Annotated in this window: 19 protein-coding genes; 5 read left to right on the forward strand and 14 right to left on the reverse strand. The window is 62.2% G+C overall.

The window, feature by feature from the left end; genetic code table 11:
• Positions 1 to 65: 65 nt before the first annotated feature.
• Genes EEQ99_RS29215 through EEQ99_RS29225 form a run of 3 tightly spaced genes read right to left on the reverse strand, consistent with a single transcriptional unit; the run spans position 66 to position 2,122 of the window.
• On the reverse strand, positions 66 to 800 hold the full coding sequence (locus tag EEQ99_RS29215) for an SDR family oxidoreductase (protein ID WP_047617653.1): 735 nt from the start codon (positions 798 to 800) through the stop codon (positions 66 to 68).
• A 36-nt stretch (positions 801 to 836) separates the two neighbouring features.
• Positions 837 to 1,688: an oxidoreductase gene (locus EEQ99_RS29220; RefSeq protein WP_174824514.1), complete on the reverse strand. Its 852-nt coding sequence runs from the start codon at positions 1,686 to 1,688 to the stop codon at positions 837 to 839.
• 59 nt (positions 1,689 to 1,747) lie between these two features.
• Positions 1,748 to 2,122, reverse strand: coding sequence for an Atu4866 domain-containing protein (locus EEQ99_RS29225; RefSeq protein WP_080759945.1), 375 nt, complete (start codon positions 2,120 to 2,122; stop codon positions 1,748 to 1,750).
• A gap of 106 nt (positions 2,123 to 2,228) precedes the next feature.
• Here EEQ99_RS29225 and EEQ99_RS29230 point away from each other — a divergent pair, with 106 nt between their 5' ends.
• A complete protein-coding gene (locus tag EEQ99_RS29230; protein WP_127431549.1) occupies positions 2,229 to 3,125 on the forward strand; it encodes a LysR family transcriptional regulator in 897 nt (298 codons plus the stop codon).
• 16 nt (positions 3,126 to 3,141) lie between these two features.
• Here EEQ99_RS29230 and EEQ99_RS29235 read toward each other — a convergent pair whose 3' ends face one another.
• Together EEQ99_RS29235 and EEQ99_RS29240 are read right to left on the reverse strand one after the other, a co-directional pair.
• Positions 3,142 to 3,531 carry a type II toxin-antitoxin system VapC family toxin gene (locus tag EEQ99_RS29235; protein WP_097543173.1) on the reverse strand — a complete coding sequence of 130 codons (390 nt, stop codon included), beginning with the start codon at positions 3,529 to 3,531 and terminating at the stop codon, positions 3,142 to 3,144.
• Positions 3,518 to 3,793, reverse strand: a complete 276-nt coding sequence (locus EEQ99_RS29240; RefSeq protein ID WP_097543174.1) for an AbrB/MazE/SpoVT family DNA-binding domain-containing protein — start codon at positions 3,791 to 3,793, stop codon at positions 3,518 to 3,520. The genes EEQ99_RS29235 and EEQ99_RS29240 overlap by 14 nt, the downstream gene beginning before the upstream one ends.
• Before the next feature lie 249 nt (positions 3,794 to 4,042).
• Here EEQ99_RS29240 and EEQ99_RS29245 point away from each other — a divergent pair, with 249 nt between their 5' ends.
• Positions 4,043 to 4,897: a helix-turn-helix domain-containing protein gene (locus EEQ99_RS29245; RefSeq protein ID WP_097543175.1), complete on the forward strand. Its 855-nt coding sequence runs from the start codon at positions 4,043 to 4,045 to the stop codon at positions 4,895 to 4,897.
• Between the two features lie 38 nt (positions 4,898 to 4,935).
• Complete coding sequence (locus EEQ99_RS29250; protein ID WP_063474823.1) at positions 4,936 to 5,481, forward strand: YbhB/YbcL family Raf kinase inhibitor-like protein; 546 nt, start codon at positions 4,936 to 4,938, stop codon at positions 5,479 to 5,481.
• A 73-nt stretch (positions 5,482 to 5,554) separates the two neighbouring features.
• Here EEQ99_RS29250 and EEQ99_RS29255 read toward each other — a convergent pair whose 3' ends face one another.
• Positions 5,555 to 6,046: a GNAT family N-acetyltransferase gene (locus EEQ99_RS29255; protein ID WP_097543176.1), complete on the reverse strand. Its 492-nt coding sequence runs from the start codon at positions 6,044 to 6,046 to the stop codon at positions 5,555 to 5,557.
• A 438-nt stretch (positions 6,047 to 6,484) separates the two neighbouring features.
• Between EEQ99_RS29255 and EEQ99_RS29260 the strand changes: the two genes are divergently transcribed.
• Positions 6,485 to 7,366 carry an AraC family transcriptional regulator gene (locus EEQ99_RS29260; protein WP_097543177.1) on the forward strand — a complete coding sequence of 294 codons (882 nt, stop codon included), beginning with the start codon at positions 6,485 to 6,487 and terminating at the stop codon, positions 7,364 to 7,366.
• 53 nt (positions 7,367 to 7,419) lie between these two features.
• On the opposite strand, the gene rpiB is transcribed toward EEQ99_RS29260, so the two are convergent.
• The 4 genes from rpiB to EEQ99_RS29280 all read right to left on the reverse strand — a co-directional run bounded on the left by rpiB (position 7,420) and on the right by EEQ99_RS29280 (position 10,663).
• A complete protein-coding gene (gene rpiB, locus EEQ99_RS29265; protein WP_097543178.1) occupies positions 7,420 to 7,869 on the reverse strand; it encodes a ribose 5-phosphate isomerase B in 450 nt (149 codons plus the stop codon).
• 55 nt (positions 7,870 to 7,924) lie between these two features.
• A complete protein-coding gene (guaA, locus tag EEQ99_RS29270) occupies positions 7,925 to 9,487 on the reverse strand; it encodes a glutamine-hydrolyzing GMP synthase (RefSeq protein WP_097543179.1) in 1,563 nt (520 codons plus the stop codon).
• 91 nt (positions 9,488 to 9,578) lie between these two features.
• Positions 9,579 to 10,217 carry a 5'-methylthioadenosine/S-adenosylhomocysteine nucleosidase gene (locus EEQ99_RS29275; protein WP_097543180.1) on the reverse strand — a complete coding sequence of 213 codons (639 nt, stop codon included), beginning with the start codon at positions 10,215 to 10,217 and terminating at the stop codon, positions 9,579 to 9,581.
• Positions 10,214 to 10,663 carry a PaaI family thioesterase gene (locus EEQ99_RS29280; protein ID WP_003544704.1) on the reverse strand — a complete coding sequence of 150 codons (450 nt, stop codon included), beginning with the start codon at positions 10,661 to 10,663 and terminating at the stop codon, positions 10,214 to 10,216. Before EEQ99_RS29280 ends, EEQ99_RS29275 begins: the two co-directional genes overlap by 4 nt.
• Positions 10,664 to 10,930: 267 nt before the next feature.
• On the opposite strand from EEQ99_RS29280, the gene EEQ99_RS29285 reads away from it, so the two are divergent.
• Positions 10,931 to 12,007 carry a DUF2252 family protein gene (locus tag EEQ99_RS29285; RefSeq protein WP_097543181.1) on the forward strand — a complete coding sequence of 359 codons (1,077 nt, stop codon included), beginning with the start codon at positions 10,931 to 10,933 and terminating at the stop codon, positions 12,005 to 12,007.
• Positions 12,008 to 12,061: 54 nt separating this feature from the next.
• Here EEQ99_RS29285 and EEQ99_RS29290 read toward each other — a convergent pair whose 3' ends face one another.
• The 4 genes from EEQ99_RS29290 to EEQ99_RS29305 are packed head-to-tail and all read right to left on the reverse strand — an operon-like array spanning position 12,062 to position 17,108.
• Entirely contained in the window at positions 12,062 to 13,141 is a 1,080-nt protein-coding gene (locus EEQ99_RS29290; protein ID WP_097543182.1) for a DUF1513 domain-containing protein, read from the reverse strand.
• 4 nt (positions 13,142 to 13,145) lie between these two features.
• A complete protein-coding gene (locus EEQ99_RS29295) occupies positions 13,146 to 14,246 on the reverse strand; it encodes an imelysin family protein (protein ID WP_063474817.1) in 1,101 nt (366 codons plus the stop codon).
• Positions 14,246 to 15,784, reverse strand: coding sequence for a di-heme oxidoreductase family protein (locus EEQ99_RS29300; RefSeq protein ID WP_127431550.1), 1,539 nt, complete (start codon positions 15,782 to 15,784; stop codon positions 14,246 to 14,248). Before EEQ99_RS29300 ends, EEQ99_RS29295 begins: the two co-directional genes overlap by 1 nt.
• Before the next feature lie 46 nt (positions 15,785 to 15,830).
• Positions 15,831 to 17,108 (reverse strand): imelysin family protein, encoded by a 1,278-nt coding sequence (locus tag EEQ99_RS29305; RefSeq protein WP_097543184.1) that lies wholly within the window; start codon positions 17,106 to 17,108, stop codon positions 15,831 to 15,833.
• Positions 17,109 to 17,180: the final 72 nt, after the last annotated feature.

Here is a 17,180-nt window from a genome sequence, read left to right on the forward strand (position 1 = left end):
GCAATTCCGGACGCGAAACCGCGCTACACTTTTGCGGGAATTGCTTTGGCAGCAATCTCAGCCGCTCAATGCGGGCTGGCTGTCGGCCGGATGATGATCTCGCTGACATCGACGTCATCAGGCTGGCTGACGGCGTAGAGGATCGAATTGGCGATCGCCTCGGGGCTGATCGTGATCGCCCTGAAAGCCTTCATCGCATCCCGCGCGGTCGGATCGGTGATCGTCTCGGCCAGTTCCGATGTCGTTGTGCCGGGAGAGATGACGGTCACCCGGATGCGGTCGGTCTCCTGTCGCAATCCGTCCGAGATCGCCCGCACCGCGAATTTCGTCGCGCAATAGACGGCAGCCGTCGGAGAGACGCTGTGGCCCCCGATCGAAGACAGGTTGATGATCTGCCCCGACCCCTGCGCTTTCATGATCGGAAGCGCTGCGGCAATGCCGTAGAGAACGCCCTTGATGTTGACGTCGACCATCCGGTCCCATTCGTCGACCTTGAGGGCATCGAGCGGCGAGAGCGGCATGACGCCGGCATTGTTGACGATCACGTCCAGCCGTCCGAATTCGGATCTGGCAAAGCCTGCGAAGGCTTCCACCTGCGAGCGGTCGGTGACGTCAAGCTGTCGCAGGCGCACCGTCCCGCCCTTTGCGGCGATGTCGTCGGCAAGTTCCTTCAGCCGATCGGTGCGACGTGCGCCGATCACGATATGCGCGCCGGCCGCAGCCAGCACCCTGGCCGTAGCCTCTCCGATGCCGCTGCTGGCCCCGGTGATGGCAATGACTTTTCCTTTGATATCAGACATTTCAAGCTCCATTGCAGGTTGAGGTTTTCGTGGCGGTCAGCTTGGGAAATCGGCGCTGAGCGTCGTCTCCGCCCAGGTGTCGAAATTTGCGCGCAGCGCATCGAGCCGTTCGCGGGCGATTTTCAGGGCGGGTGCACCGAGCAGGAGGCGAAGCGGCGGCTCGTCCGCCTCGAATGCCGATAGGATTGCCGTTGCGGCTCGGGTGGGATCACCCGGCTGCTTGCCGGAGACCGAACGGGTGGCCTGGCGCCGCTTGCCTGCGGTCTCGGCGTAATCGTCGATGATCGTGGCGGATTCGACCATCGACCGGCCGGCCCAATCCGTTCGGAAGGCGCCGGGTTCGAGGATCGTCACATCGATGCCAAGCGGTTTGACCTCATGCGAAAGCGATTCCGACAGGGCTTCGACCGCAAACTTGGTGGCGTGGTAGTAGCCGGTCGCCGCAAACGCGACGAGCCCGCCAAGCGAGGAGACATTGAAGATATGCCCTTGCCGGCGTGCACGCATGCCCGGCAGAACCTGCTTGGTGACATCGATCAATCCGAAGACATTGGTTTCGAACTGGGCGCGTATTTCGGCATCCTCGCCCTCTTCGATCGCCGAGAGGTAGCCGTAGCCGGCATTGTTGACCAGGACGTCGATCGCCCCGAAATGCGTTTCGGCGTTACGAACCGCGCCGGCGACGGAGTTGCTGTCCGTCACATCGAGGGCAAGGGCAAGCGCACGGTCCCCGTATTCTGTCGTGAGATCTGCCAGGGTCTCGGGTCTGCGCGCCGTCATGGCGGCGCGCCAGCCTCGGGCGAGGACGGCTTCGGCGAGTGCCCGGCCGAGGCCGGACGATGCGCCTGTTATGAACCAGATGGGTGTTGGGGAAGACATGATCGTCATCCTTTCCGGCCTGTAAATGCGGCCTTACTCCTTGTGATGTTTCCTTGTCAGACGGCGCGTCATTTGCGGCGAAGCACCATGCCGGCGTGATGGAGGGTATTGCCGTCCACGAAATCGCCGTCGGCCGTAAAGCCCGTGTCATCCCAGTATTCGATGTGCCTTCCGGTGACTTCGTAACGTCCTCGGTAGGCGCTTTCACGGTTTCCGCGGGCTTCGTCGTAACGGCCATTGGGCAGAAGTTCGTGGCGGATACGGCCGTCATCCGTCACCCACATGCCGACATAGGGATGCTGCTGCATTCTGTTCTCGCTTGTTTGTTGCTGCTGAGGGGCTCGGTCATTCACGGCATCGGCGGCAGACGAACCGATCGCCGTGCCGGCTAAGGTGGTTGCGGCGAAAAAATGCAGAACAGGACTGTTGGAAATGTTGCGCATCGATTTTCCTCTCGAAACCTCCGTTGACCTCGACTTGAAAGATAGCGTGGCCATCCGCGGTGATTAAGTTGCCAATCCAGGATGCCTTGGTTAGATATGCTAACCAATGGCGGATGATCTCGAAGGCATTTCAGTCTTTCTTGCGGTGGCGGAGGCGCGGAACTTCCGGCTCGCCGGCGAGCGGCTTGGCGTCACCCGCTCCGCCGTCAGCCAGGCCCTGCAGCGCCTGGAGGATCGGGTCGGCGTTGCCCTGGTCCAGCGCACGACGCGCAGCGTCAGCCTGACGGAGGCCGGCGAGGTGTTTTTCGACGCGGTTCGGCCATCGGTCCGCCAGGTCAAGGATGCGATGCAAACGATCCGGGAAATGCAGGTCCGCCCGAGCGGCTTGCTGAGGATCACCGTGTCCTCGATCGCCGAGAACTTCCTGTCCGGCACGTTGCTGGCCGGTTTCATGGAAGCCTGCCCCGAGATCAAACTCGATATCACCATCACCGATGACGCATTCGATATCGTCGAGGCCGGCTTCGACGCCGGCGTCCGGCTGGGCGAAGTGATCGAACAAGATATGATTGCAATCTCCGTCTCCGAAGAGCAGCGACAATGTGCGGCCGCATCCCCCAGCTATCTCGAGCGCCGCGGCCATCCCCGCCATCCCCGCGAACTGCAGGATCACGCCTGCATCGGTTGGCGGCCGCGCCCGGATACCGCACCCTATCGCTGGGAGTTCACCGAAAATGATCGCGATTTCGACGTCGCGGTCGACCCCGCCGTCACCACCAACGACATGGGAATGATGATCCGCATGGCCTGCGCCGGAGCCGGCATCACCTTCGGCATGGTGGAAACCTTCCAGCCCTATGTGGAACGCGGCGAACTCGTGCCGCTGCTGGAGGGTTTCTGTCCGCCCTTTCCGGGCTTCTATCTCTACTATCCCAGGCGCCAGAGGCAGCCACTGAAGCTGCGCGCATTGGTCGATTATATCGGCAGGTCCCGTAGGCGGTAATGCGGTCTGCGCCCCCTCAGGCTTCCCGCACCGTCTCGAAGCCTGCCGCTTGGGCTGCTTTCATAAATTTGCGGTCAAAGGTAACGAACTCTTCGCAATGGGCCGCTTTGGTCAGGTGCAACGCATCGGCAAAATCCATTCCGTTCTCAGTGAGAGCGAAGGCAAGAGCAACGATTGCAGAATCCTCGATCGTCACCGTGGACAGCCCGCCAAAGGCGCGAAGGGCACGCGCGACCTCTGCACTGCTGTAGCCATAGACGCTGCGCAGCACCCATTCGGCCTCCAGCACCACTGTCACGGCGACAAAAACGGCCTGTCCGTCAATGATGTCACGGGCGCGGACAGATTGTTCCGGATGATCGCCCGTGAGATATCGGACGACGAGATTGGTATCAATCGCGATCATGACGGCGGCGGGCCTCGGCCAATAGGCCGTCTTCCATATCATCAAGTGTTTTGGGCTCGCCGCTGAAGGGAAGCATGCCGAAGACATCGCTTGGGTCTGTCGGCGCAAAGGCAGGGGCCTGCTTCAGCAGCACCCCTTCCGCGGTTTCCTCGACAATCAGGCGCGTTCCAGCCGCCCACTCCCGCCGTTGGCGCACGGCTTTGGGAAGAATGACCTGTCCCTTGGTGGAGACGGTGGTAATGAGGCTTTCAGCCCGTGTCATCTTTTGCCTTTCTTGGTAAGACGAAAGTAAGATAGGTGTATCGCTTTCGTTATTCAAGAACTATCGCGGATGCCAGCAGCAGCCGTCCGAGAGGCGATTTACATAGTCTGTAGTCTGTAGTCTGTAGCCTGTGGCTGAAGATTGCCCACGGCACTGGGTTTTGGTATTCCCGAGCCTCGCGGATCAGCGGTCGTCTTCATGCCGGCTCTCCCGGTTGCCGCTCTGATCCACCCCATTGTCGGAGAACATATGCTGGACGACGTCTTTCCCGTTCCGACCAGAGCCTTGATCCGCCAGGGCGGGCGCGCCTGTTTCTTTCGGCTCGTCAACACCAGCCCCCTGTTGATACAGGTGCAATCGGGAACGAAGATCGTCATGGCCGATGATAAGGCTCTGCGCCTCGAGGCGGGCGCCTATGGCTTGCTGCCCGACTATCGTCCCCTGACGATGGAGAACATTCCCAAGGCGCCGCAGAAGTATCAGACCCTGGCACTTCCCGTTCCGCGCCAGCTCTTCGAGGAAGCCTACAGCAGGATGGGATCGATCGCCGTTCCATCGAGGCCTGTACCGGCAGGCACCTCGAAGCTGCCGGAGGAAGCCGCGGCATTGTTTGACTATTGCTGTCAGCCCGGCAATCTGACGAGGCTTCCCGGCGCGATTGCCAAGGCTCGTTTGATGGAGCTGATCACCTGGTTTGCGCTCTGCGGAGCGGTGCTCGGCCAAAACCAAAGTCCTCGGATCGAGGATCGGCTGCGGCAGATGATCGAAAGCGATACGGCCTTTGCTTGGACGCTCCGGCAGGCGGCGCGCTCGTTCAACATGAGCGAAGCGACGCTGAGGCGCAAACTGGCCGCCGAGAACACCGGCTTCAGTGAGATCCTGAGCGATACAAGGATGAACCGCGCCTTGGGCCTCATTCAAACCACAACCCTGCCGATGGCGCAGATTGCCTTTGAGGTCGGTTACGATTCGCCGTCTCAATTCGCGGCGCGGTTCAAGGAGCGGTTTGGCGTCAATCCACGCCATGTGCGCGGCGGCTCCGAGCGTTTTGAGCGGATCGGGGCAGAAGTTGAGCATAGCGGGGCAGATGCGCTTGTTCGGTGACGATAGATTTCCTGCATCATCAACCGCAGGAAAACAGCATGCGTTTTATCACAGCAGCACTTCTCGCCGCCTCCATCTTCGGCGCAACGGCCGCACAGGCCGAAATGAAGCTCACCTCGAAGGACTTGACCCCCGGCAAGGCGATGGCCGATGCGCAGGTCTTCAACAGCTTCGGCTGCTCGGGCAAAAACGTCTCGCCGGAACTGACCTGGTCGGGCGCTCCTCAGGGAACCAAGAGCTTCGCCATCATGGCTTACGATCCGGATGCGCCGACCGGCTCGGGCTGGTGGCATTGGTCGGTGTTCAACATTCCCGCAAATGCCTCGGAGATCGCCACCGGCGCCAGCGGTGACAAAAAGCTTCCCGTCGGCACTATCGAAGGTCACACCGACTTTGGGACATCAGGCTATGGCGGCGCATGCCCGCCGGCCGGCGACAAGCCGCACCACTACCAGTTCACCGTCTACGCGCTCTCGGTCGACAAGCTCCCGCTTCCCGATACGGCGCCGGCCGCCATGGTTGGCTTCTATGTCCGGGCAAACACGCTCGACAAGGCTTCCGTCGAGGTCACCTACGGCCGCTGAGGCCGGCTCAGGATCGCCGGCCGAGGTAACTGAACCTCGGCCGGTCGTTCCTATGCGGGCTTATTCTGCAAACCTAGCCCGTCACTGCTTCCCAACAAATCAACGGACCGTCTTCGGCATCGATACGCTCGCCGGTGCGGATGAATCCATTGCGTTGGAGGACACGCTGTGAGGCGATATTCTCCAACCCGGTCTCTGCAGAGATCAGCGCCACGCGAGGGTCGTTCCACGCCCACTCCAGCAATTGCGCAATGGCCCGCGTGGTGGATCCAAGACCCTGGCGGGACGGCGCAACCCCATAGCCGATATGGATGTTTCCATCTTGCGGAACCCGAACGATGGAGCAGAGGCCGACGATCTCGCCATCCTCGACGATCATCCAGGCCGACGGCGAAAATTCAGCGTTTATCTCCGTCGCGAGGCGGTTCAACATCCCCAGTATCTCCGGAGGCGCAATCGCACTGTCCGGGACAAGGCGCAGATGACGGGGCGCAATGCCCTTCAGCAGCGCTTCGAAGTCATGAGTGGTTAGTTCGATGATCATGGTCTTCTCGACATTAGACATGCGCCAGCATTGGGCGCGCTAAGGCCGAGCGATAGAGTGAGGATCAGCTCTCGGTCACGATGCCGAGCGCCTTCATCCCTGCCGCCACAGCCGGTGAGTTCTGGATCGTTGCGACGGCAAACAAAGGCATTCTCCTCTAAGACTTAAATGCGAATAGCAGTCCGATGCGAGCACCGCAAGATATTCGGCGACCTCTCACGCCGGCCGATGGATCTGTGCCACCGCGCCACCTGGAAAGGCCTTCGTGGCCGCGCTCGCCCTAGGAAGCGCCAGATCGACAAGGTCCGACAGCTCATGATCATTATTGCCGTCTGCCCTAGATAAGACTTGCGTGTAAGCGGTCGTTGGAAGTTTTCGCTAGTCCATGCCAAACCGCAAGATCGGTCGAGCACCTCATGGCCGTCAGCGGCTAGATGGAGCCGCCACGGAGGAGGGACGATGAAGGCGACGCTTCAAAACTATCAGGCCCGGATGCGGCGGGTGCTGGACTATATCGACCGGCATCTCGACTGTGATCTGGACCTGGAAACGGTGAGCCGTGTTGCGGCCTTTTCGAAGTTTCATTTCCACCGGCAGTTTGCGGCGACCTTCGGATTGTCAGTGCATCGCTATGTCAAGCTTGCCCGGCTGAAGCGCGCTTCGCACCGGCTGGCCTACAGGGACGCCCAAAGCGTCACCGAGATAGCGATGGATGCCGGTTACAACGCACCGGATGCCTTCGCCCGCGCCTTTCGGCAACGGTTCGGGCAATCGCCTTCGTCGTTCCGGAAGTCTCCCGACTGGGAGCCGTGGCTTGCGGCCTTCGGGCCTCTCGACAACGCAAGGAGCAAGCTCATGCAAAAGACTTTTACCACGGACGATGTGACGATTCGCGATGTGCCTCCCACGCCGGTGGCGATCATGGAGCACCGGGGCGACCCGGCGACGCTCGGCGCCACCATCCAGCGGTTCATCGCCTGGCGCACGGCCGCTGGCCTGCATCCCAGAACAAGTCCGACCTTCAATGTCTGGCGTTCCGAGCGGCGCCCTGCGTCGCCTGCCGATTACAGCGTGGATCTTTGTGTCGGGACCGGCCAACCGATCGAGGCGGACGGCGGAGAGGTCAAAGCCGGCGTGATTCCTGGCGGACGCTGCGCGGTGCTGCGTGTCGTCGGCAACACCGACAATCTGGAGCCTGCCGCGCTCTATCTTTATCGCAACTGGCTTCCGGCCAGCGGCGAAGAAGCACGCGACTTCCCGATCTATTGCCAGCGGCTGAGCTTCTTCCCCGAAGTGCCGGAGCATGAGGCGGTGGCGGACCTGTTTCTGCCGCTGAAATAGCACCGGGGGTGGGTCCTGAAAGCATCTTCTTCCAAGGAAGAAGCAAAAAAGCGCTACCCTTCCAGTGCCCCGATCATCTCCACCCGCGTCGCATGCCGGCCGCCCTCGAATTGGGCGGTCAGGAACGCATCGACGATATCGAGCGCCAGCCCTTCGCCCACTACGCGCACGCCGATCGACAGCATGTTGGCATCGTTGTGCTGGCGGATCATGCGGGCTGAGAATGTGTCGGCGCAGACGCCGCAACGGATGCCCTTTACCTTGTTCGCCGCCATCATGATGCCCTGGCCGGTGCCGCATAGGATGATGCCAAACCGGCAATCGCCGGAGGCGACGAGCCGCGCCGCCGCCTCGCCGTGCTCAGGATAATGTGTGCTCTCCGGCGTCGTCGGCCCGATGTCGACCACCACCCAGCCCTGCGCCGCGATATGAGCGGCAATGGTCTGTCGGAGCTGAATGGCGGCGTGATCGCTGGAAAGCACGATGCGGTTGCCGGTTGTCATGGAGAAGTCGTCCCGTTTCCCGAAGCAATTTGGCGGCGGTCGGATCGGCTCGGCATCACTCCCACTCAATGGTACCGGGCGGCTTCGACGTGACGTCGTAGACCACGCGGTTGATGCCGCGCACCTCGTTGATGATGCGGGTGGCGGCGCGGCCGAGGAATTCCATGTCGTAGTGGTAGAAATCCGCCGTCATGCCGTCGACCGAGGTGACGGCGCGCAGCGCACAGACGAATTCATAGGTGCGCCCGTCGCCCATGACGCCGACCGTCTGGACGGGAAGCAGCACGGCGAAGGCCTGCCAGATGGCGTCGTAGAGGCCGGCCTTGCGGATTTCGTCGAGGTAGATCGCATCGGCCTCGCGCAGGATCTCCAGCTTTTCGCGGGTGATGCCGCCGGGGCAGCGGATGGCAAGGCCGGGGCCTGGGAACGGGTGGCGGCCGATGAAGCTGTCGGGCAGGCCGAGTTCGCGGCCGAGCGCGCGCACCTCGTCCTTGAAGAGTTCGCGCAGCGGCTCGACGAGCTGCATCTTCATGCGCTCCGGCAGGCCGCCGACATTATGGTGCGATTTGATCGTCACCGACGGGCCGCCGGTGAAGGAGACGCTCTCGATCACGTCGGGATAAAGCGTGCCCTGGCCGAGGAAATCGGCGCCGCCGAGCTTCTTGGCCTCTTCCTCGAAGGTCTCGATGAACAGCCGGCCGATGATCTTGCGCTTGGTTTCCGGGTCGCTGACGCCTTCGAGCTCGCCGATGAAGCGATCGGAGGCATCGACATGCAAGAGATGCAGATTGTAGTGCTCGCGGAACATGGCGACGACGTTTGCCGCCTCGTCCTTGCGCATCAGCCCGTGGTCGACGAGGATGCAGGTCAATTGGTCGCCGACGGCCTCATGGATCAACAGGGCTGCGACCGAACTGTCGACGCCGCCCGAAAGCGCGCAGATGACGCGCTTGTCGCCCACCTGCTCGCGGATCTGCTCGACCGCTTTCTGGCGATAGGCCGACATCGACCAGTCACCCCTAATGCCGGCAATGTTGTGAATGAAGTTGCCGATCAGCTTGGCCCCATCGGGCGTATGCACAACCTCGGGATGGAACTGCACGCCGTAATATTTGCGCTTCTCGTCGGCGATGAAGGCGTAGGGCGCGTTGGAGGAGGTGGCGACCACCTCGAAACCATCCGGCAGCGCCGTGACGCGGTCGCCATGGCTCATCCAGACCTGATGACGAGACCCGGAGGACCAGAGGCCCTCGAACAGCTGGCAATCCTTGTCGACATCGAGGAAGGCGCGGCCGAATTCGCGGTGATGGCCGCTCTCGACCTTGCCGCCGAGCTGCATGCACATCGTCTGCTGGCCGTAGCAGATGCCGAAGACCGGCAAGCCGCTGTCGAAGATGATGTCAGGCGCTCGCGGCGATCCCTCGTCCACCGTCGAAGCCGGGCTGCCGGACAGGATCACGGCCTTGGGCTGCAGGCGCTGGAAGCCCTCTTCGGCCGATTGAAAGGGAACGATCTCGCAATAGACGCCAGCCTCGCGCACACGCCGTGCGATGAGCTGGGTCACCTGGCTGCCGAAATCGACGATGAGAACGGAGTCGGGATGTGCTGTCTGGGTCATGGCGAGGCTTTAATGAAAAGCGCTTCGCCTTGCAATGCGGGAAATCGGCGGCATCGGGTTTTTATTGTTCCGATTGTCCCAGAATTTAAGCCTAGAACCAGAAAACGCCGTCCTCCAGCGCCGTGAACAGGCTGTCGACGCCGTAGGAGAGCTTGCGGTCGACGATATGCAGATATTCGGTCCAGCCGGAAATATGCTGCAGTTCGACTGCGCCGTCGGAAATGCCGCGAAGGCCGATCAGCGGCAGCTTGTAGCCCTGGCAGGCGCGCAGCACCGCAAACGTCTCCATGTCGACCATGTCGGCGTCGATATTGGTATAGGCGGCGCCCGAGATGACGTTGCCGCCGGTGGAAAGGCTTGCTTCCGGAATGCCGGGAATGCGCAACGGCAGCTCGAGCACCGCGGGCAGGTCGAGAAAGGGGGTCTTGCCCTTTTCGAAGCCGAGCGGCGAGGCGTCCATATCGCGGTAGGAAACCGAGGTCACCTGATAGATTTGGGTCTGCTCCAGTTTCGCCGAGCCGGCTGAGCCGAGCGAAACGACGAGATCGGGCAGGTCGTCGGCGGCATCCAGCCGCCCCAGCGCCTTGGTCAGCGCCACCGCCGCCTCGACCGGGCCGACGCCGGTCATCAAAGGTTCGATGCGCGAACGCAGGAAGGGACCGTATTCGGCCTCGGCCGCCATGACGAACAGGATGGATTTCCCCGCGACCGATTTCAGTTCGAACTTCATCCCGTTATTCCTTCCCTACCGCGGATCACCATCATCGTTCCGGTCATGGAGGCGATGAGTTTGGCCGGCCCGTCGCTGATTGCGTAGCCTCGCCCGTCGGCGACGATGATGGTGGAGCCGGGTTTGGTGATTTCCCCGCGAAACAGGAAACGATCGCCACGCCCCGGCGACATGAGATTGACCTTGAACTCGATCGTCAGGATCGAGGCTTCGGGGTCGATGACGCTGTAGGCCGCAAAGCCGCAGGCCGAATCGAGCGCCGCGGAAATGATGCCCGCATGCAGGATGCCGTGCTGCTGTGTCAGTTTGACGTCGAAGGGAAGCTCGATCTCGACGACGCCGTGCTCGACGCGCGTCAACTCCGCGCCGATCGTCTCCATCGCCGCCTGCCGCGCAAAATTGCGGCGAATTCGCGCGCGGAAATCGCCCCTGTCAGTCTCGCTCATGTCTGCCCCTCTTGCAGCCGCGAAAGTGGCATGGTGCGCCGGATTCGACAAGCTGGACATTGCTGAAATCGGTCCGGGCGGCGATGGAAAGCTGCGTCCGTGTCGCCGGGGCAACCTTTCACCTTTCCCTTGCCGTGCAAGTCGGTACGGCTGGCCAGTACCGCTGGCCAGTACCGCTGGATTGTGGCGATCCGATGCGAAGACGATTGCAGCTTCGCGCGGTGCGCGTATTCTCCGCATCGGATCGCGAAATGATGGAGCGCCGGCATGACGACGATATCGCAATCGGTCCGGAATTTCGAGACCTGGCTGGCCGGCGAACTCGGCGACGATCTCGTCAAGGACGATCTGCGCGAGAAGCACGAGAAGATGCGAAGCGGGGATTTCGTCTTCCTGCGCGCCACCTATTGGCGCTGGTGCGAGATCATCCTCGATATCTGCCCGGAACTGTCAGGCGCGCCTGAGGTGCTGGCGATCGGCGATACGCATCTGGAGAATTTCGGCACCTGGCGAGATGTCGAAGGCCGGCTCGTCTGGGGCGTCAATGACTTCGACGACGCGGCGGTGATGCCCTATGCATTTGATCTCGTTCGTCTTGCGGCAAGCGCCATCCTGGCCCGCGGCGACGACGGTCCCTCGGCTCGCATGATCGGCGAATTGATCTTGAGCGGCTATCGCAGGGGCCTTGAAAATCCATTGCCCGTCATCCTCGAGCGCGACCACAAATGGCTGCGCAAGGCGCTGATGCTGCCGAATTCCGAACGCCGGGAATTCTGGGAGAAATATGAAATGTTGCGTCCCGGCAGCAAGCCGCCGCCATCAGCCTATGTCATGGCGCTCACCGGCGCGCTGCCGTCCGGGACAGGGCCCTTCGTGCCGAAGCCGCGCAGCGGCGGCACCGGCAGTCTCGGCCGGCCGCGTTTCGTCGCTTATGCCGAGTGGCAGGGTGGGCCGGTGCTGCGCGAGGCAAAGGCGCTGCTGCCGTCCGTCTGGTCGCTTCGCCACAGGAAGCAGGACGTGGCGATCCATGCGGACGAGATCGCCAATGGACGGGCGCGCTCAGCCGATCCTCACTACCGGGTCTCCGGCCGCATCCTCGTGCGCAGGCTCTCGCCGAACAGCTGCAAAATCGAAATCGACCGGCATCCCGAGATCCTGCTGTCGCCGACGATGCTGGAACTGATGGGCTTCGAGATCGCCAATTGCCATTCCAACGATGCGGCGGCGGTTGCGGCGATCCTGAAGGACTTGGCGGTGCGGGGAAACGAATGGCTGCACGAGGCGGCCAGGGCCGCGGCATCGAGCGTCAGCGCCGAGCAGAAAGCCTATTCCCGCGCCGGCTAGCAATTCCTGCAAAAGTGTGCAGCGGTTTCGCGTCCGGAATTGCGCTTCTCTGATTTAGATCCGCACGATGTGCTGATCCCAGGCGACGTCGCTGCGGGTCGACAGGAAATCGCCATCATAGGAAGAAACGGCAAAGCCGCTTCTTGCCGGGGCGATGCCCGCCGCATCGGGAACGACGGTCTCGGCCAGCACCTTGCCCGACTTTGCGTCAAGGGTCACCGAGGCGCCGCCCTTCGGCGAGGTGATGCCGACGAGGCCCTCGCTGCGATTGACGGCGATCGCCCCGACGTAGTTGGCAAGCCGGCGCGTCGTCTCCTCCGGCAGATCGATGAAGGAGAGATCTTCGCCTTTGGCGAAATGGCCGACAAGCGGCGGCAAATCCTTGCGGTGGCCTTCATACTGGCAGGCGAACCAGATGCGGCCGTCGCCGTCGAGATCGACGTGGCGGGTGGAGAGTTCGGCCCATTCCGCCGGCAGCACATGTTTTTCGACCAAGGCCCCGGTCGCCGCATCGATCAGTGTCAGCGACGGCTGCATCTCGCCGAGATTGAGCTTGGTGCGGCCGAAATCCGGGTGTGTCTCGATGCCGCCATTGGCGACGATCAGAAGGCGTCCGTCGTCGGACACGGTCATGTCGTGCGGACCGATGCCGTAGCTCTCGAATTCGCCGATGCGGGTGAAGCGGTCGGTGGCGTCGTAGAGGCCGATCATGCCGCGATTGCCGTCGAAGTCGTTCTCGCTGGCATAGAGCAGGCGGCCATCGGGAGAGAAGGCGCCGTGGCCGTAGAAATGCCGGTCCTCCCTGGAGTTGATGACAACAGGCTCGCTTTTATTCCAGGGATCGAAGACCATCGCAAAGGTGCCGGGCCGGCGCGCGAAGGCGACAGTCTTGCCGGTGGCCGCACTGAAGGCCATGCCGTGGGCGCGGGCGGGAAGCGCCACCTGATCGACGATTTCGCCACGCTCGGTCACGGTCGCAATGGCAAAGGAGCCGTCGGCTGTACGAATGCCTGAGGCATAGACCGCGTCAGTCCGCTCCAGGGCCATCAGCGCCCTTGGCGTCAAGGCCGCAAGGAAGCCGAGGCCGGCTGCCTTGACGAAACTGCGTCGGTTGATCGCGGCACTTCGTATCATTGTCTCAATCTCCGTCCGAGAAGGAAAAGCCAGCCGAAAGACCGATGGCTGCGCCATATTCGTCGCTGATCCGGGTGATCAGGTCACGGCTCTCGGCAAGCAGCGTATCGAGCTTGGCCTTCTCCGCATCGCTTGTCGCCACGTCGATGTCGGGATTGAGCTTCGGCACGCTGTCGAGCAGCGATTTGAAGTCCTCGTCGATTGCGGCAGCGATCGGCTGTTTGTCCGGCGGCAGAAGCTCGGCCATGCCGGCCTTCTGCCAGAGCGTGCGCAGGCCCTCCAGATTGGCGGCCATGGATTTCCAGGTATTTTTGGAGCGCCAGTAGATCGCCATGCGCGGCCGCGGCGCGCTGTCCTTGCCCTTGTAGAACTGCTCCAGCCGCTGGTCGCGGACATTCTCCGCACCATGGACGAGAATGCCGAGCAGCGCCGTCACCGCTTCCTTGTTGTCCATGAAATCGTCGCTCTGCGGGCCGGGATGTTTCCAGCTCGCCTGCACGCCGTCGGGCTTTTCCCAGGCGGCGACGACTTCGCCGGCCTCACGCTGGATATTGCCGGCAACCGCCTGGCCGTAAAGGCAGCGGAATCCATTTTTCTGGCCGACGAGATCGTTGGAGCCGTTGCCGTAGAGCACATATTCCAGCGCCGTCAGGCCCTGCAAAGCGACGCTCTTGCCGGCGATCGCATCGACTGTCGCATCCTTCGGATCGGCCTTGGCGATCAGCGCCTGCACCTGCTTGAGGCCGACACCCTTGCGGTCGGGATAAAACAGGATGTGCTCGAAGAGATTGTCCTGGATGACGGGTCCCGTCTGGACGATCTCGACGATCGACCAGTAGCGGATCGTATCGTCGAAGGCGGATTTCGCCTTGTCGAGCGTCTGTTGCGTGCCGTCGGCGCAAAGATCCTTCATCGCCGTCGTCAGCCGCGCGGCAGATTGCTGCATGTTGCGATAGCCCGGGCGGATCACCTCGTCGACGGCGCGCTGCATGACGGCGGGAACGGCATCCTCGTTCAGCCCCGCCGGGGGAGCCGCGGTCTGGGCGGCCGCCGATGTGGCGAGGCCGATCAGAGTGAGGCAAAGCAGGGGGTGCCAAAGGCGCATCAAAGTGACTCCAGGAATGTAATCAGGGCCACCCTGTCGTCTTTAGACAGGGAGGAGAAAGCGTTGCGGGCCTTTTCAGCTTCGCCGCCATGCCAGAGGATCGCTTCGGTGAGGCTCCGCGCACGGCCGTCATGCAGGAAAAATCTGTGTCCGCTGACAGTCCGGGTCAGTCCTATACCCCATAGCGGCGGCGTGCGCCATTCACGTCCGCTTGCAAGACCGACCTGCTGTCCGTCGGCAAGGCCGTCGCCCATATCGTGCAGAAGGAAGTCGGAATAGGGCCAGATCAGCTGGAAGGATTGGGCCTTTTCGGGCGTATCGCGGCGGGTGACGAACTTCGGCACATGGCAGGAAATGCAGCCGCTTTCGTAGAAGATCCGCTTGCCCTGCAGCGTCTCGGGAAAGCTCGCCTTGCGGCGCGCCGGGACGGCGAGATTTTCGGAATAGAAGGTCACGAGGTCGAGAATGGAACCCGGCGCCTCTTCTTTGCCCAGACGTTTCTGCACACCGGTCGGCATAGCAAGGCATTTTTCTTCCGCCTTGGTGCAGTCGCCCTGCGCATTCGGCTGATCGGGTGTCGAGATGCCGATATCGTTGGCGAAGGCATCCGCACTCTGGTCGCGCACCGTGGCGTTCTGCGCCTTCCAGCCGAACCGGCCGAGCGCAATCTTGCCGCTGCGATGATCGCGCACGATCGCCGCCTTTCCCGAAATGCCGTCGCCGTCGGCATCGTCGGGATCGGCATGGGTCAGGATGTCAGCCTCCGGAATGGCCTCGATCAGCCCGAGGCCGATCATCGCCGAGGCGACACGCGGCGAAATCGTCGTCGCCGGATCAAGCGGCCCGTAGGCGGGATTGACGACCGCATAGCTCGGCCGGCGCAGCGACACGATCTCGCCGTCGCTCAGCGTCACCGGTTCTTCCTGGTAGCTGATCGCCATCTTTCCTTCGGCGGCTAGGCCGGGAACAGCGAGGTCCTGCAGCTGGTGGCCGTAGACCGGATCGGGGAAATTGACGACATCAGATTGGACAATCGCCTTTTCTTCCGCCGGCGTCCTGGCCGCGCGGGAAAGCCGCAGCAGCATCGAAGTGGCGCTCGGGCCTCCTTCCGGCGGTTTGCCGCGGCCATCATTGACATGGCAGCTCATGCAGGAGCGGGCATTGAACAGCGGCCCGAGACCATCGGAGGCTTGCGTCGAGGAGGGAGCGGAAACCCAGAGCTTGCGGAAGAGCGCGTTGCCGAGCTTGAAATTCTGCTCTTCCTCGAAAGGGATGTTGGCCGAAATATGCGAGAAGCTGTCCTCGGTGACAGGGTCGATCGAGGTGGTCGCACCCGCCTGCATCGCTTCGTATTGTTCTGCCTTGGAAAAATCCGTCGTCGGTCGGGTCACGTCGGCGACACGTTTCAGATCGGTTTCGGAAAGATCGGTGCGTTGCGCCGGCAGATCGAAACCGGCGGCGATGGCTGCGGAAAAACCGGCAAGCGTGGCGCAGAGGGCTGCGCTGGCGATCAATCGGCGGGCCGGGGCATGCGACATTTCAGGGTCCGGGCCGCTCCGGCTTCGAAGCGGCCCGCCTTTTTGCTTATTTGAAGACGGCGTTAGGATTATCCAAGCTGTCGGAACCTTCAAGCTGAACCGTACCGAGATCGAGTGCGGCAATAACGCGCTGCACCGATTTCGTCTGGTCGATCAGCCCGTCGATGGCAGCCTGGACGACGGCGTTGCCTTCCTTGTTGCCTTCACCGATCATCTGGTCGTACTTCTCGACCGTCTCGCCGCGCTTAGCCATGGCGTTCATCGCGTCGAGCGTCTTGTTGAGCTTGCCTTCCACTTCGGCATCGAGCGCCTTGTCCTTGGCGGCCACCAGATCGTGCAGCGACGGGCCGCTGAGCTTGGTGCCGTCGACGCGGGTATAGTTGCCGGTATAGGCGGCGGCGATGCCGATCGCGTCATTGAGATGCGAGTTGTAGGTATTGTCGGAGAAGCAATCATGTTCTTCTTCCGGATCGTGCAGCAGCAGGCCGAGCTTCATGCGCTCGCCGGCAAGCTCGCCGTAGGACAGCGAACCCATGCCCGTCAGGATCGCCACCAGGCCGGCCTTCGGATCGGCTTCGACGTTCTTCGTCGCAGCGCCGTCCGGCTTCCAATTGTCGGTCATTTCCTGCAGGTCGGAGACGAGCAGGGTGGAGGCGGATTTCAGATATTCGGCGCGGCGGTCGCAATTGCCGTGCGTGCAGTTCTTGAGATCGTAATCCGTTGCCGGGCGGTCGCCGGCGCCGGGGCCTGTGCCGTTCAGATCCTGGCCCCAGAGCAGGAATTCGATGGCGTGATAGCCGGTCGCGACATTGGCTTCGATGCCGCCGGCCTCGGCCAGCGTGCCGGAGAGGAATTCCGGCGTCAGCTTGGAAGCGTCGACATCCTTGCCGTCGATCTTGATCGTCTTGTTGGCGATGACATTGGCCACATAGAGAGAATTTTCGTCGCTCTCGCTGCCGTAGGAGGCGTCGACATAGTCGATCAGGCCTTCATCGAGGGGCCAGGCGTTGACCTTGCCTTCCCAGTCGTCGACGATCGGATTGCCGAAGCGATAGACTTCGGTCTGCTGATAGGGAACGCGCGCCTTGATCCAGGCGTCCCTGGCGGCTTTCAGCGTCGCGTTATCAGGCGCCTTCAGGAAGGCGTCGATGGCGGCGTCGAGCGTCTTAGCCGTCGTCAGCGAATCCTCGTATTTCGCATGCGCCACGTCGGCATAGTGTTTCACCACGGCGGCAGCATCGGTCTCGGCATGTGCGGGAAGGGCGAGCAGGGCGGCGGGGGCAATCGCCAGCACGGCTGCGCGGAATGTGCGGTTGAGCTTCATGATCCTCTCCTGTGACGGGATCTTCCGTCTAATCGGGCTTCGTCTCTTCGCGCAAAAGTAAACTGGTGTCAA

The sequence above is a fragment of the Rhizobium anhuiense genome, assembly GCF_003985145.1.
GTDB lineage: Bacteria > Pseudomonadota > Alphaproteobacteria > Rhizobiales > Rhizobiaceae > Rhizobium > Rhizobium anhuiense.